This window comes from Cellulomonas sp. PS-H5 (assembly GCF_019265565.1).
Classification (GTDB): Bacteria; Actinomycetota; Actinomycetes; order Actinomycetales; family Cellulomonadaceae; genus Cellulomonas.
The window spans coordinates 1-13569 of sequence record NZ_JAHVCI010000007.1 but is presented as its reverse complement, the minus strand read 5'-3'; the positions used below and the strand labels follow the sequence as shown (position 1 = coordinate 13569).

The window sequence follows — 13569 nt, the reverse complement described above, 5'->3', positions numbered from 1 at the left end:
GGCTGGTGCGCACGGACCACCGGTCGTCTCTCCCCCGGGGCGATCACCGGGCTTCCCGCCCGCGGTCCGCTCCGGTCACCTGATGACGACGACCCGTCAGCAGGTACCCCCAGTCGAGGCACCATCGGCTCATCGCCCGGGCCGGTGGTGCCTCGACGCAGGTCCGGGTCGCGACCGCCGACGCCGCTGGCTACCGTCGCCGGGTGACCGCCCTCCACTGGTTCCGCCGCGACCTGCGGCTCGGCGACAACCCCGCGCTGCACGCGGCGGCCGCGCAGGGCGATGTGCTCGCGCTGTACGTGCTCGACCCGCGCCTGTGGGCGTCGTCGGGCGCGCCCCGCCGGGCGTACCTGGCCCGGAGCCTCGCGGCGCTCGACGAGCAGACCGGGGGCCGGCTCCTGGTCCGGCTCGGCGACCCGCGCGAGGTGGTGCCGGCGGTGGCCCGCGAGGTCGGCGCCGAGGCCGTGCACGTCGCCGCGTCGACCGAGCCGTTCGGCCGGCGCCGGGACGACCACGTGGAGTGGACGCTCGAGGAGGACGGCCGTGCGCTGGTCCGGACCGGGTCGCCGTACGCGGTGACGCCGGGTCGGGTCCGCAACGGCTCCGGCACGCCCTACAAGGTGTTCACCCCGTTCCGCCGCGCCTGGGCCGAGCACGGCTGGCACTCCCCCGCGCCCGACGCGGCCGCGACGGCCCGCGCGGTGACGTTCCTGGACGGCGGCCGGTCCGACGCGGTGCCGGACGCCCCGGTGCCCGACGGCCTCGCACTGCCGGGGGCCGGCGAGGCGGCGGCGCTCGCGCGGTGGGCGGAGATGCTCGACGGTCCGCTGTCGCACTACAAGGCGGAGCGCGACCGACCCGACCTCGACAGCACCTCGCGCCTGTCCGTCCCGCTCAAGTGGGGCGAGATCCACCCCCGCACGATCCTCGCGGACCTCGCGCACCGCCGCGGCGAGGGCGCCGACACGTTCCGCGGCCAGATCGCGTGGCGCGACTTCCACGCCGACGTGCTGTTCCACAACCCCCGCGCCGCGCACGAGTCGCTGACGCCCGTCATCCCGGAGAACGCCTGGGTGGACGGCCGCGCGGAGGCGGACGCCCTCGCCGCCTGGGCCAAGGGCCGCACCGGCTACCCGCTCGTCGACGCCGGGATGCGGCAGCTGCGCGGCGAGGGCTGGATGCACAACCGGGTGCGGATGGCCGTGGCCTCGTTCCTGGTCAAGGACCTGCACGTGCGCTGGCAGCGCGGCGCGGACCACTTCATGGCGTGGCTGGTGGACGGCGACATCCCGCAGAACCAGATGAACTGGCAGTGGGTCGCCGGCACGGGCCGGGACGCGGCGCCGTACTTCCGGGTGTTCAACCCGGTGACCCAGGGCGTGAAGTTCGACCCGCACGGGCACTACGTCCGGCGCTGGGTGCCCGAGCTGCGCGACATCCCCGGCAAGGCGGTGCACGAGCCGTGGAAGCTGCCGCGCTCCGCCGCGCCGGAGTACCCCGAGCGCATCGTCGACCACGCCCAGGAGCGCGCAGTCTCGCTGGGCGCGTACCAGTCCATGCGCTGACGCCGACCGGCCCAGCGCTCCCAGATCGGCGCTCCCGCGCGAAGTCGGTGCTTCCGCGCGAGATCGGTGCTTGCAACCACCGATCTCGGCCCGAACCACCGATCTCGGCACCGGCCGGTGTCGGCCCGGGACCGAAGTCCCGAGGCGCGGGCCTCCGGGGCCCGGGCGGACACGGAGTCGGGGAAGTCGGGACCTTCGACCCCTCCGCCCAACGGGACATAGCGGGACATTGGGCGCGTCGTCACAAAGCCGTGATCCCGACCGGAGGCAGCCGCCATGTCCGCACCCACCGTCTCGCGCTCGTCCACCGCACCGGCCCCGCTGCCGGCTCAGGAGGACGTCGTCACCTCCCTGAACGCGCGCCGCGCGCTCGCCGCGACCCGGCTCGCCACCGGGTTCATCTTCTTGTGGGCCTTCGTCGACAAGACGTTCGGCCTCGGCTACTCGACCCCATCCGAGCGCGCCTGGATCAACGGCGGCACGCCGAGCCAGGGCTTCCTCAACAGCGAGGCCGTGGTCGGCCCGTTCAAGGACCTGTTCCAGTCGATCGCCAGCCCCGCCACCGACGTGCTGTTCATGCTCGGCATGCTCGGCGTCGGCCTCGCGGTCATGCTCGGCATCGGCCTGCGGGTCTCCGCCTGGGCGGGCTCGCTCATCATGGTCCTGATGTGGGCCGCGGAGTGGCCGCTCACCGCCGGGTCGACGAACCCGCTGGTGGACTACCACATCATCTACGCCCTGGCCCTGATCGCCTGCGCGGCCTGCCTGGCCGGCGACACCTGGGGGCTCGGCCGCATGTGGCGCGAGCTGCCGGTGGTGCGGTCGCAGCGCTGGCTGCGCTGAGGACGCGGCCGCGGCGGACGGAGACCGCCGCGGCCGGCAGCACGACGAGGCGCCCGTCCCGACCCCCGGGGCGGGCGCCTCGTCGCGCGCGGGAGCACCCCGCGCCTCCGGGGTCCCGGGCTGGGACCGAGGTCCCGGATCACGCCCTTCTCGCCCCAGGACCGAGGTCCCGGGTGACCGGCATCCGGGTGACGCGGAGCGCTTTCCAGCAGCCGCACGCAGGGAGTTTGGGACTTCCGTCCGGGGTGCAGGGCCTCCGACGGGAGGACATTGGGAAAGTCATCACAAGGTGAACCCACAACAACGAAGGCACGGATCATGACCACGATCACCACCCCCCGCACCGAGGCGGCCCCCGCGACCTCGCGGACCCAGGAGGACGTCGTCACCTCGGTGGCCGCCCGCCGCGTGCTCGCCGCTCTCCGCCTGTCGACGGGGTTCATCTTCCTCTGGGCGTTCCTCGACAAGACGTTCGGGTTCGGCTACTCGACGGCCTCGGACGCGGCCTGGATCAACGGCGGCGCGCCGAGCCAGGGCTTCCTGCAGTTCGCGGCCCAGGGCCCGCTGACCGGCTTCTTCAACGGCATCGCCAGCCCGGTCTCGGACGTCCTGTTCATGCTCGGCATGCTGGGTGTCGGCCTGGCGGTCATGCTCGGCATCGGCACCCGGGTCGCGGCCGGCGCCGGCTCGCTGATCATGGCGATGATGTGGCTCGCCGAGTGGCCGCTCATCTCGGGCTCGACCAACCCGGTCATGGACTACCACATCATCTACGCGCTGGTGCTGGTCCTCGTGGCCCTCACCGCCGGTGGCGACACCTGGGGCCTCGGCCGCTGGTGGAAGAGCCTGCCGATCGTGCAGAAGAACCGCTGGCTCATCTGATCGACCAGCACCCCTGAGCGGCCCGGCCGCTCACCGCAGGCGCGAGGCGCCGGTCCCCACCCTCCCGGGGACCGGCGCCTCGTGGCGTGTGCGCGGGCGGCGCGGACGACGTCGGTCAGGCCGCGCGCAGCGCCCGGTACTCGTCCTCGAGCATCCCCATGTCGATGCCGTCGCACCAGCCGTCGCCGTCCCGGTACGCGTCCCGGCGGCGCCCCTCGACCCGGAAGCCGATGTTCTCGTAGAGCGACCGCGCGCGGGCGTTGATGCTCAGCACGTCCAGCCCGACCCGGTGCAGGCCGATCCCGTCGAACGCCAGGCCCAGCACCAGCTCGATCGCCTCGGTGCCGTAGCCGCGACCGCGGTAGGCCGGCCGCATGACCAGGCGCATGTTCGCCGAGCCGACGACCTCGTCGATGTCGTTCAGCACGATCTCGCCGAGGTACTCGTCGGACCCGTTCGCGGTGATGGCCAGGTCGATCCGCCCGTCCAGGCCGGAGACCGTCGCGCACCACGCGTCGATCTGGGCGCGGGTGAACACCGTCGTGGTGCCGGTGGTCCGCATCCCCTCGGGGTCGTTGACCATGTCCCACATCGCCGGCGCGTCGTCGGCGCGGATGGGGCGCAGGTGGATCATCTCGCCCTCGAGCGTGGGCTTCTCCATGGGGCTGCCTCCTCGTCGACCCGAGCCTAGGCACTACGGGTGACCGTCGTGTTTCGCCGCGCGGTCGGGCGCGTTCCGGAGCGGGCGCCGGAGCGCGTGCCGGCCCCGCACGCGACGGCGGCGCGGCCCCGGTCCCGCCGGGTGCCGCGCCGCCGTCGTGCTGCTCAGGCCTGGACGCGCTCCAGGACCAGCTCGCGCACGCGGCCGGCGTCCGCCTGGCCGCGGGTCGCCTTCATGACCGAGCCGATGATCGCGCCGACCGGGCCGAGGTTGCCGCCGCGGATCTTCTCCGCGATGTCCGGCTGCGCAGACAGGGCCGCGTCGATCGCCTCGAGCAGGGGGCCGTCGTCCGAGACGACCTCCAGCCCGCGCGCGACGACGACCGCCTCCGGGTCGCCCTCGCCTGCCAGCACGCCCTCGAGGACCTGCCGCGCCAGCTTGTCGTTGATCCGCCCCGCGTCGACGAGCTGCTGCAGCTGGCCGATCTGCGTCGGGGTGATCGGCAGCTCGGCGAGCTCGACCTCCTGCGTCTTGGCGGTGCGGGCGAGCTCGCCCATCCACCACTTGCGCGCGGCGGCCGGGCTCGCGCCCGCGGCCACGGTCGCCTCGATCAGCTCGACGGCACCCGCGTTGACCACGTCGCGCATCTCGGCGTCGGCGTAGCCCCACTCCCCCTGCAGCCGGCGCCGGCGGGCGGCGGGCAGCTCGGGCAGCGCGGCGCGGATCTCCTCGACCCACTCCCGCGACGGGGCGACGGGCACCAGGTCGGGCTCCGGGAAGTACCGGTAGTCCTCGGCGTCCGACTTCACGCGGCCGGCCGTGGTGATGCCGGTGTCCTCGTGCCAGTGCCGGGTCTCCTGCGTGACCGAGCCCTGCGCGTCGAGGATCGCGGCCTGGCGGCTGATCTCGTACCGGACGGAGCGCTCGACCGAGCGGAACGAGTTCACGTTCTTGGTCTCGGTGCGGGTGCCCAGCGGCGCGGTCGGCGTCGGGCGCAGCGAGACGTTGACGTCGGCGCGGACGTTGCCGCGCTCCATCCGCGCCTCGGACACGCCGAGCGCCCGGAAGATGTCGCGCAGCGTCTGCACGTACGCCCGTGCGACCTCGGGGGCCCGCTCGCCGGCGCCGGTGATCGGCTTCGTGACGATCTCGACCAGCGGGATGCCGGCACGGTTGTAGTCGACCAGCGAGTACTCCGCGCCCTGGATGCGGCCGGTGGAGCCGCCGACGTGGGTGTTCTTGCCGGCGTCCTCCTCCATGTGCGCGCGCTCGATCTCGACGCGGAACACGGTGCCGTCCTCGAGCTCGACGTCCAGGTACCCGTCGTGGGCGATCGGCTCGTCGTACTGCGAGGTCTGGAAGTTCTTCGGCACGTCCGGGTAGAAGTAGTTCTTCCGGGCGAACCGGCAGGTCTCCGCGATCTCGCAGTTCAGCGCGAGGCCGATCCGGATGGCGTACTCCACCGCGGTGCCGTTGACGGCGGGCAGCGCGCCGGGCAGGCCCAGCGACACCGGCGTGACCGCGGTGTTCGGCTCGGCGCCGAACGTCTGCGGGGCGCCGTCGAACATCTTGGTCGCGGTGCCGAGCTCGACGTGCACCTCGATGCCGATCACCGGGTCGAACCGGGCCACGGCCTCGTCGTAGTCGACCAGGTCGACGGTCTGGGTGCTCACTCGCCCACCTCCAGCTCGGGAGCCTTGGCCAGCAGCGGGCCGCCCCAGTTCTTCTCCAGCAGCGCCTCGAGCGCGGCGCCCACGCGGTACAGCCGGTCGTCGGCCTTCGCCGGGGCCAGCACCTGGAAGCCGACGGGCAGGCCGTCGTCCGACAGGCCGTTCGGCAGCGACATGCCGGGCACGCCGGCGAGGTTCGCCGGGATGGTGGCGACGTCGTTGAGGTACATCGCCAGCGGGTCGTCCAGCTTCTCGCCGAGCTTGAACGCCGTGGTCGGCGCCGTCGGGGAGACCAGCACGTCCGCCTGCTCGAACGCGGCGGCGAAGTCGCGCTGGATGAGCGTGCGGACCTTCTGCGCCGAGCCGTAGTAGGCGTCGTAGTAGCCCGCCGACAGGGCGTAGGTGCCGAGGATGATCCGGCGCTTGACCTCGTCGCCGAAGCCGGCGCCGCGGGTCGCGGACATCACGCGCTCGGCGGTCACGGGGCCCTCGGACGGCTCGACCCGGAGGCCGAACCGCATGCCGTCGAACTTGGCCAGGTTGCTCGACGCCTCGGACGGCAGGATCAGGTAGTACGCGCCGAGCGCGTACTCGAAGTGCGGGCAGGAGACCTCGACGATCTCGGCGCCCGCGCCGCGGAGCAGCTCCAGCGACTCCTCGAACCGCGCGAGCACACCGGGCTGGTAGCCCTCGCCCTGCAGCTCGCGGACCACGCCGACGCGCACGCCGGTGAGGTCGCCGGACGCGCCCTGCCGGGCCGCGGCGACCAGGCCGGGCAGCGGCTCCGGGATGGACGTCGAGTCGCGCGGGTCGTGCCCGCCGATGAGCTCGTGCAGCAGCGCCGAGTCGAGCACGGTGCGCGTGACGGGGCCGGCCTGGTCGAGCGACGAGGCGAGCGCGATGAGCCCGTAGCGGGACACTGAGCCGTACGTCGGCTTGACGCCGACGGTGCCGGTGACGGCGCCCGGCTGGCGGATCGAGCCGCCGGTGTCGGTGCCGATGGCCAGCGGGGCCTCGTAGGCCGCGACCGCCGCGGCCGAGCCGCCGCCGGAGCCGCCGGGGATCCGGTCCAGGTCCCACGGGTTGTGCGTGTTGCCGTACGCCGAGTGCTCGGTCGACGACCCCATGGCGAACTCGTCCATGTTGGTCTTGCCGAGGATCGGCAGGCCCGCTGCCTTGATCCGCTCGACCAGGGTCGCGTCGTACGGCGGCACCCAGCCCTCGAGGATCTTCGAGCCGGCCGTGGTCGGCAGGCCCTGCGTGACGACGACGTCCTTGACGGCGATCGGCACGCCGGCGAGCGGGTGCAGCTCCTCGCCCGCGGCGCGGCGCGCGTCGACATCGGCGGCCGTGGCAAGCGCCTCGGTGGCGGAGACGTGCAGGTACGCGTGCACGGCGGGCTCGACGGCGGCGATGCGGTCCAGGTGGGCCTGCGTCACCTCGACGCTGGTCACCTCGCGCGCGGCCAGCTTGTCGGCCAGCTCCGCGGCCGAGAGACGGGTCAGGTCGGTCATCTCACTCCTCCCCGAGGATCTGCGGGACGAGGAACTTGCCGTCCTCGGACGCGGGGGCGCCGGACAGCGCCTGCTCCTGCGTCAGCGGCTGCTCGGGCACGTCCGGGCGGAACACGTTGGTCATCGGCAGCGGGTGGCTGGTGGCCGGCACGTCGGGCGTGGCGACCTCGCTGACCCGGGCGACCGACTCGACGATCACGTCGAGCTCGCCCGCGAGGCGGTCGAGCTCCTCGGGGGTCAGGTCGATCCGCGCCAGGCCCGCGACGCGCGCGACCTCGTCACGAGAGAGGGAGGACATGGTCGCGAGTCTAGTCGCGACCCGGTCCCGGCCGGGTCAGACGCGCGCCGCCGAAACCAGCGCCAGCACCGCGTCCGCGTACGCGTCCTCGGCCTCCTCGGCGGCGAACGACCGCTCCGGCTGGCCCGGCAGCTCGACGACCACGAGGTACGAGCCGTCGAGCGCCCGCGCCAGGCTCCGGAACGTGCCGCCGAGCAGCTCGCGCAGCTGGTCCTCGCGCGGCAGCCACACGGCGTCGTCCTGGGTCACGGAGTCGAGCGCCCACTCGGTGGTGCCGTTGAAGCCGAGCACCGTGCCGCTCGGGTACACGTGCGGCTCGATGGTCATCTCGCTGATGGTGAAGACCTCGCCGGCCAGCGCCGGCTGGCGCAGCACGAACCGGTCCCCGGACGTCGGCGTCCAACGCAGGCCCGCGGCCTGCAGGAGCTCCGCGCGCTCGATGGCGATCATCGCGCCAGTATCGTCCGGCGCGTCACGGCGCGCTCGGCGGGGCCCCGCGGCGGGTGAGCCGCGCGGCCCGGGACCGGGCACGGCCGGCGCCGTCAGCGCTCCCAGTACGCGTACCGCTCCGCCGGCCGGAAGCCCTCCCCCGCGTACAGGTCCGCGGCGCCGGGGTTGCCGACCTCGACCTGGAGGAACGCCCGCCGCGCGCCGCGGTCGGCGGCCGCGCGCAGCCCGGCGCGGGTGAGCAGCCGGCCGAGGCCCCGGCGGCGCGCGGTCGGCTCGACCATCAGGCAGGACAGCCCGGTCCAGCCGTCGGCGAGCGCGGCGCGGAGCACGGCCAGGGTCGCCCCGTCCGCGCCGGTCGCCGTCAGGTAGAGCGCCGGGGAGCCGGAGACGACGGCGCGGGCGGTCGCGGGGTCGACCGCCCCGCCCGCCGCCTTCACGCCGAGCCAGCCGGCCAGCCAGGCGTCGTCGGGCTCGTCGGCGACGGCCACGCGGACGTCCGGCGGGACCGCGGCGCGCTCGGGCGGCAGCGCGGCGAGGTCGCGGACCAGCACGTCGGTGGCCGCGCGCTCGGCGTACCCGCGCGCGGCCAGGGCGGCGGCGAGGCCGTCGGGGGCGCCCGAGCAGACGCGCACCACCGACGGCTGCCCGGCCGCGGCGTAGACGGCCTCGACCCGGCCGAGCGTCGCCGCCAGGTCCTCCGGCGTGCCGAGCGGCAGCGCGCTGTTGGCCCGGCGGGTGAACCCGCCCGACAGCCCGAGCCGCCAGCCGTCGACGTCCCGCGTCGCGACGGGGACCCAGGTCGCGGCCTCGACCAGCACGCCCGGCGCGACGGGCGGGGCCCAGGTGAGGGCCTGGAGGTGCACGCCCTCGTGGCCCCAGTCGCGGTCGGGCGCGGCGGCGAACCCCAGCCGGTCGTACAGCCGGCGGGCGGTCGCCATCTCGGCGAGCGTCGACAGCACCACGCCGCGGGCGCGCCGGGCGACCGCCTCGCGCAGGGCGGCGGTGACCAGCCGGGCGGCGACGCCGCGGCCGCGCGCGCCGGGGGCGACGGCGAGCATCCGGAGCTCGAGCTCGCCGGGCTCGGCGATCTCGGCGTACGAGGTCGCGTACGGCGCGAGCGTGAGCGTGCCGACGACCTCCTCGGCGGGCGCGTCGTCCCGACCGGCCACCGTCGCGACCAGGAGCACGGCCTCGCGGGCGCGGCGCGCGGCGTCGCGGAGCTCGATCTCGTACTCGTCGTCGACCTCCAGCAGCCCGTCGGCGCGGTAGGCCTCCGCGGTCAGGGCGCCGACGGCGGCGTGGTCCTCGGGGCGGGCGAGCCGGATGCGCACCGGGCCGACCACGGCGGCCGCGGCGGTCACGAGGCGTCCGCGTCGCCGGCGACCTCGCCCGCAGGGTCCTCGTCCTCGCCCGGACCGTCCCCCACCGCCGCCGGCCCGCCGGCCAGCAGCGCGACGAACCCGTCCTCGTCCAGGATCCGCAGCCCGAGCTCGATCGCCTTGGCCTCCTTCGACCCGGCGTTCTCCCCCACGACCACGTAGTCGGTCTTCTTGGACACCGACCCGGACGCCTTGCCGCCGCGCGACAGCACCGCCTCCTTGGCGCCGTCCCGGCTGAACCCCGCGAGGCTGCCCGTCACGACGACGGTCAGGCCCTCGAGCGTGCGGGGCGCGGACTCGTCGGCCTCGTCGGCCATCACCACGCCGGCGTCCCGCCACCGGTCGACGATGTCGGCGTGCCAGTCCTCGGCGAACCAGTCGAGCACCGAGTCGGCGATCGTCGGGCCGACGCCGTCCACCCCCGCCAGCGTCGCCCGCGCCCCCTCGACGTCGGCGAGCGCCGCACGCAGCGCGTCCATCGAGCCGAAGCGCTGGGCGATCGCGCGCGCCGCGGTGGGGCCGACGTTGCGGATGCTCAGCGCGACCAGCACGCGCCAGAACGGCTTGGTCTTGGCCGCGTCGAGCTCGTCGAGCAGCTTCTTGGCCTGCTCGGACGGCACGTCCTCGTACTCGGGCAGCGGCTGCCCCGCGGCCTCCGCGTCGCGCCGGGCCTTCACGCTGTGGGTCACGCGGCGCCGGAACGGGGTCCGGCGGCGCACGGTGCCGTCCTCGTCGACGCGCGGCTCGCCCGTCTCGGGGTCCCGCACGACGACCTGGACCTGCTGCAGCCGGGCGAAGCTGCGCGCGCGCACGCGCTCCTTCTCCTCCTCCGGGGCGTCCGCGGGCCAGCCGACGAGCTCGAACAGGTCGGCCTCGTTGACCACCGGCGGGACCTCGGGGATCTCCGGCTGGGTCAGCGCGGCGGCCGTGACCTCGCCGAGCGCCTCGATGTCGAGCGCCCCGCGGGACCCGATGTGCTCGACGCGGCCGCGCACCTGCGCCGGGCAGGTGCGGGCGTTCGGGCAGCGCAGGTCGACGTCGCCCTCGCGCATCGGGCGCAGCGTCGACCCGCACTCGGGGCACTCGGTGGGCATGGTCCAGTCGGTGCGCGGGTAGCCGTCGTCCGCCAGCGCGGTGACGGGCCCGACGATCTCCGGGATCACGTCGCCGGCCTTGCGCAGCACCACCATGTCGCCCGGACGCACGCCCTTGAGCGCGACGACGTCCTTGTTGTGCAGCGTCGCCATGGCCACCGTCGACCCGGAGACCTTGACCGGCTCCATGACCGCGTACGGGGTGACCCGGCCGGTGCGGCCGACGTTCACCTCGATCGCGAGCAGCCGGGTGTTCACCTCCTCCGGCGGGTACTTGTACGCGATGGCCCAGCGGGGCGCGCGGCTGGTGGCGCCGAGCCGGCGCTGCAGCGCCAGGTCGTCGACCTTGATGACCACGCCGTCGATCTCGTGCTCGTAGGAGTGCCGGTGCTCGCCGATCTCCTCGATCCGCGCGGTGACGTCCGCGAGGGCGGGCACGACCCGGTAGTGCGGCGACGTCGGCACGCCCCAGCCGGCCAGCAGCTCGTACACCTGGGACTGCCGCTCGAGCGCGACCGCGCCCGGACCCCACCGCAGCGCCCCGATGCCGTGCGCGTACATCCCGAGCGGCCGGCCCGCGGTCACGCGCGGGTCCTTCTGGCGCAGCGAGCCGGCGGCGGCGTTGCGCGGGTTGGCGAACGGGGCCTTGCCCGCCGCCACCTGCGACTCGTTCAGCCGCTCGAACGCCTCGACCGGGAGGAACACCTCGCCGCGCACCTCGATCTGCTCCGGGTGGGTCGCCGGGTCCCCCGCGAGCACGTCCGGGATGCTCGCGATGGTGCGGACGTTCAGCGTCACGTCCTCGCCCGTGCGCCCGTCGCCGCGGGTCGCCGCTCGGACGAGCCGGGCCGGGCCGTCGCCCGTGCGCTCGTAGAGCAGCGCGATCGCGAGGCCGTCGATCTTGAGCTCGGTCAGGTAGCCGACGTCGGCACCTGCCGGCAGCTCCAGGTCGCGGTGCACCCGCTCGGCCCAGGCGGCCACGTCCTCGGCGGAGAACGCGTTGTCCAGCGACAGCATCCGCTCGACGTGGTCGACCGCGCGGAACTCGGTCGAGAACGTGCCGCCGACGTTCTGGGTGGGCGACTCGGGCGTGCGCAGCCCGAACTCCGGGTACGCGTCCTCGAGCGCCTCCAGCCGGCGCAGCGTCGTGTCGTACTCGGCGTCGCTCGCGGCCGGCTCGTCCCGCACGTAGTAGGCGAACTGGAGCTCCCGGACGCGGTCCGCCAGCTCGGTCCAGCGCTGGCGTGCGGCGGCCTCGTCCAGGCCGGCGTCCTCGGGGTTCGTCGTCTCGGGTCGTGTCGCGTCCACGCGGACATCATGCCGCGCGCCCCCGACACGGCACCTGCGGGGCGCGCGGTGCGCGGGGGTTCCCGCCGGGCGGCCGGCGCCGCTAGGCTGCTACTCATCAGTCTGTAGACAGAGAAGTAGCACGACCCCGACCGTGGGACCGTGATCGGTGAGCTGCAGGTGACGGTGGGGCGGCGCGTGCGCCGGCTCCGGATCGAGCGCGGGATCAGCCAGGAGGCGCTCGCGCGCGACGTGGAGATGCACCGCACGTACCTGGGCGGCGTCGAGCGCGGGGAGCGCAACCTCACCCTGCGCTCCGTCGAGCGGCTGGCGGAGCGCCTCGGCGTGCCCGTCCGCGAGCTGATCGGCGACGCCCCCGAGGCCTGAGCCCGAGCGGCCTGTGGACGACGGAGCTCCCGTGTCGGTGGTCGTGCTCAGAGTGGGTGGGACGAGGGGCGCGGCCGCGCAGGAGCCCCTCGGCAGGCCGACCGAGGAGGACCCGTGACCACCGAGCAGGACCGACCGACCTGGCAGGTGGAGCCCTGCCCCGACTGGTGCGTGGTGCTGCACGCGCAGGACGACGACGTGCGCGACCGGGCGCACGTCAGCAGCTCGATGTCCGTGGCCTCCCGGCAGCTCCTCGGCGGGCCGGGCGCTCCGGTGTCGCCGTTCGCGGAGCGCGAGCCGGGCGCCGCGCCGGGGACCCCGGACGCGCTGGACCGCACCGCGGCGGCCGAGCTCGCGGTCTGCGTGCACCGCCGCGACGGCGCCCGCACCACCTGGGTGTACGTGGGCGACGGCGCGGTGCAGCACCTGGAGCTCAGCGCCGAGTCCTGGCACCGGCTGATGCCGGCGCTCGACCGGGTGCTGGACCTGGCGCGCGCCTGACCGGTCCGCGCGGGGGCGAGCCGCACCCCCGCGCGGGCCCCGGTCGCGCGCTCAGGAGGGGGCGGGCCCGTCGAGGTCCGGCGTGTCGGGGTCGCCCGGCCCGTCGGGGCCGCCCGGCCCGTCGGGGTCGCCCGGCCCGACGGGGTCGCCCGGCGCGGGCGGGACGATCGGCGCCAGCAGGGCGACCGGGTCGACGCCCATGCTCGTCGCCAGGCGCTCGAGCGAGCGCAGCGAAAGGTCGCGCTCGCCCCGCTCCACGGACCCCACGTACGTGCGGTGGTGCCCGATCCGGTCCGCCAGGTCCTCCTGGCTCAGGTCACCCGCCAGGCGGATGCGCCGGATGTTCCGTCCCACGGTGCGCTGCAGCTCTCCGTCCACATCGCGAGCGTCCCGACGCGCTCGCCGGGGGTCTACACCCTCATGAGTAGCACCGCGGTCATCCCGCGGGCGCGACCTCCGGGCGGCGCCGGGCCCGCCACACCGCCACCGCGCCGCCCGCCACGAGCAGCACGCCGACGCCGACCGCCCCGACCGCCGCGCCCGCGAGCGCCGCGGGTCGCTCCGCCAGCACGGTCTCCGTCGCGCGGCCGTCGACGGTCCACGTGCACACCGCCCGGGGCGGCAGCAGCGACGAGGAGACCGTCGCGCCGTCCTCCCCCGCGGTCGCGGCGGCGACGCAGGTGTCCTCCTCGCCGAGCCCGGTGCGCAGCGTCGACGTCACCAGCCCCACCCAGACGACGAGCAGCACCACCAGCCCGACCACCGCGAGCCCCGCCCCGGCGGCGAGCACCGCCGCGTGCCGGCGCGAGAGCCAGGGCCGCCGCCGGACCGGCGCATCCGCGCCCCCGGCACCCGGCGCACCCGTGCGCCGCGCGTCCGGCAGCCCCGCGCCCTCGGCACCCGGCGCACCCGTGCGCCCCGCGTCCGGCAGCCCCGCGCCCCCGCTCACGACTCCGCCCGCTCGGCCACGACCGCCGCCGCCCGCGCCACGGTCGCGAGCGTCGCCCGCGCCGCCGCCGGGTCGACCCGCGCGCCCGC

14 protein-coding genes are annotated in these 13569 nt (G+C 75.3%); 5 read left to right on the top strand and 9 right to left on the bottom strand.

Annotated features, from left to right (window positions below; all coding sequences use genetic code 11):
- Positions 1-203 precede the first annotated feature (203 nt).
- The 3 genes from J5O08_RS04685 to J5O08_RS04675 all read left to right on the top strand — a co-directional run bounded on the left by J5O08_RS04685 (position 204) and on the right by J5O08_RS04675 (position 3290).
- The gene (locus J5O08_RS04685; RefSeq protein ID WP_218705692.1) at positions 204-1565 is read left to right on the top strand and encodes a deoxyribodipyrimidine photo-lyase; all 1362 of its coding nucleotides are present in this window, start codon (positions 204-206) and stop codon (positions 1563-1565) included.
- Positions 1566-1841: 276 nt separating this feature from the next.
- Positions 1842-2408: a DoxX family protein gene (locus J5O08_RS04680; RefSeq protein ID WP_218705691.1), complete on the top strand. Its 567-nt coding sequence runs from the start codon at positions 1842-1844 to the stop codon at positions 2406-2408.
- A 318-nt stretch (positions 2409-2726) separates the two neighbouring features.
- Complete coding sequence (locus J5O08_RS04675; protein ID WP_217613849.1) at positions 2727-3290, top strand: DoxX family protein; 564 nt, start codon at positions 2727-2729, stop codon at positions 3288-3290.
- 115 nt (positions 3291-3405) lie between these two features.
- Here J5O08_RS04675 and J5O08_RS04670 read toward each other — a convergent pair whose 3' ends face one another.
- From J5O08_RS04670 to ligA, 7 genes are all read right to left on the bottom strand, one after another.
- Positions 3406-3951: a GNAT family N-acetyltransferase gene (locus tag J5O08_RS04670; RefSeq protein WP_158374620.1), complete on the bottom strand. Its 546-nt coding sequence runs from the start codon at positions 3949-3951 to the stop codon at positions 3406-3408.
- A gap of 164 nt (positions 3952-4115) precedes the next feature.
- On the bottom strand, positions 4116-5624 hold the full coding sequence (gene gatB / locus J5O08_RS04665; protein ID WP_218705689.1) for an Asp-tRNA(Asn)/Glu-tRNA(Gln) amidotransferase subunit GatB: 1509 nt from the start codon (positions 5622-5624) through the stop codon (positions 4116-4118).
- Positions 5621-7135, bottom strand: coding sequence for an Asp-tRNA(Asn)/Glu-tRNA(Gln) amidotransferase subunit GatA (gene gatA / locus J5O08_RS04660; protein ID WP_218705688.1), 1515 nt, complete (start codon positions 7133-7135; stop codon positions 5621-5623). Before gatA ends, gatB begins: the two co-directional genes overlap by 4 nt.
- Before the next feature lies 1 nt (position 7136).
- Complete coding sequence (gene gatC, locus J5O08_RS04655; protein ID WP_147795987.1) at positions 7137-7433, bottom strand: Asp-tRNA(Asn)/Glu-tRNA(Gln) amidotransferase subunit GatC; 297 nt, start codon at positions 7431-7433, stop codon at positions 7137-7139.
- A gap of 36 nt (positions 7434-7469) precedes the next feature.
- Positions 7470-7883 carry a pilus assembly protein CpaE gene (locus tag J5O08_RS04650; protein WP_218705687.1) on the bottom strand — a complete coding sequence of 138 codons (414 nt, stop codon included), beginning with the start codon at positions 7881-7883 and terminating at the stop codon, positions 7470-7472.
- Positions 7884-7975: 92 nt separating this feature from the next.
- A complete protein-coding gene (locus tag J5O08_RS21530) occupies positions 7976-9244 on the bottom strand; it encodes a GNAT family N-acetyltransferase (protein WP_218705686.1) in 1269 nt (422 codons plus the stop codon).
- Positions 9241-11664: an NAD-dependent DNA ligase LigA gene (gene ligA, locus J5O08_RS04640; protein WP_308281355.1), complete on the bottom strand. Its 2424-nt coding sequence runs from the start codon at positions 11662-11664 to the stop codon at positions 9241-9243. Before ligA ends, J5O08_RS21530 begins: the two co-directional genes overlap by 4 nt.
- Positions 11665-11805: 141 nt before the next feature.
- Here ligA and J5O08_RS04635 point away from each other — a divergent pair, with 141 nt between their 5' ends.
- Positions 11806-12030, top strand: coding sequence for a helix-turn-helix domain-containing protein (locus tag J5O08_RS04635; RefSeq protein ID WP_147795985.1), 225 nt, complete (start codon positions 11806-11808; stop codon positions 12028-12030).
- A 114-nt stretch (positions 12031-12144) separates the two neighbouring features.
- Positions 12145-12531, top strand: a complete 387-nt coding sequence (locus tag J5O08_RS04630; protein ID WP_218705685.1) for a hypothetical protein — start codon at positions 12145-12147, stop codon at positions 12529-12531.
- Positions 12532-12582: 51 nt separating this feature from the next.
- On the opposite strand, the gene J5O08_RS04625 is transcribed toward J5O08_RS04630, so the two are convergent.
- Together J5O08_RS04625 and J5O08_RS04620 are read right to left on the bottom strand one after the other, a co-directional pair.
- Complete coding sequence (locus J5O08_RS04625) at positions 12583-12909, bottom strand: helix-turn-helix domain-containing protein (protein ID WP_218705684.1); 327 nt, start codon at positions 12907-12909, stop codon at positions 12583-12585.
- Between the two features lie 58 nt (positions 12910-12967).
- Positions 12968-13480: a hypothetical protein gene (locus J5O08_RS04620; RefSeq protein ID WP_218705683.1), complete on the bottom strand. Its 513-nt coding sequence runs from the start codon at positions 13478-13480 to the stop codon at positions 12968-12970.
- Positions 13481-13569: the final 89 nt, after the last annotated feature.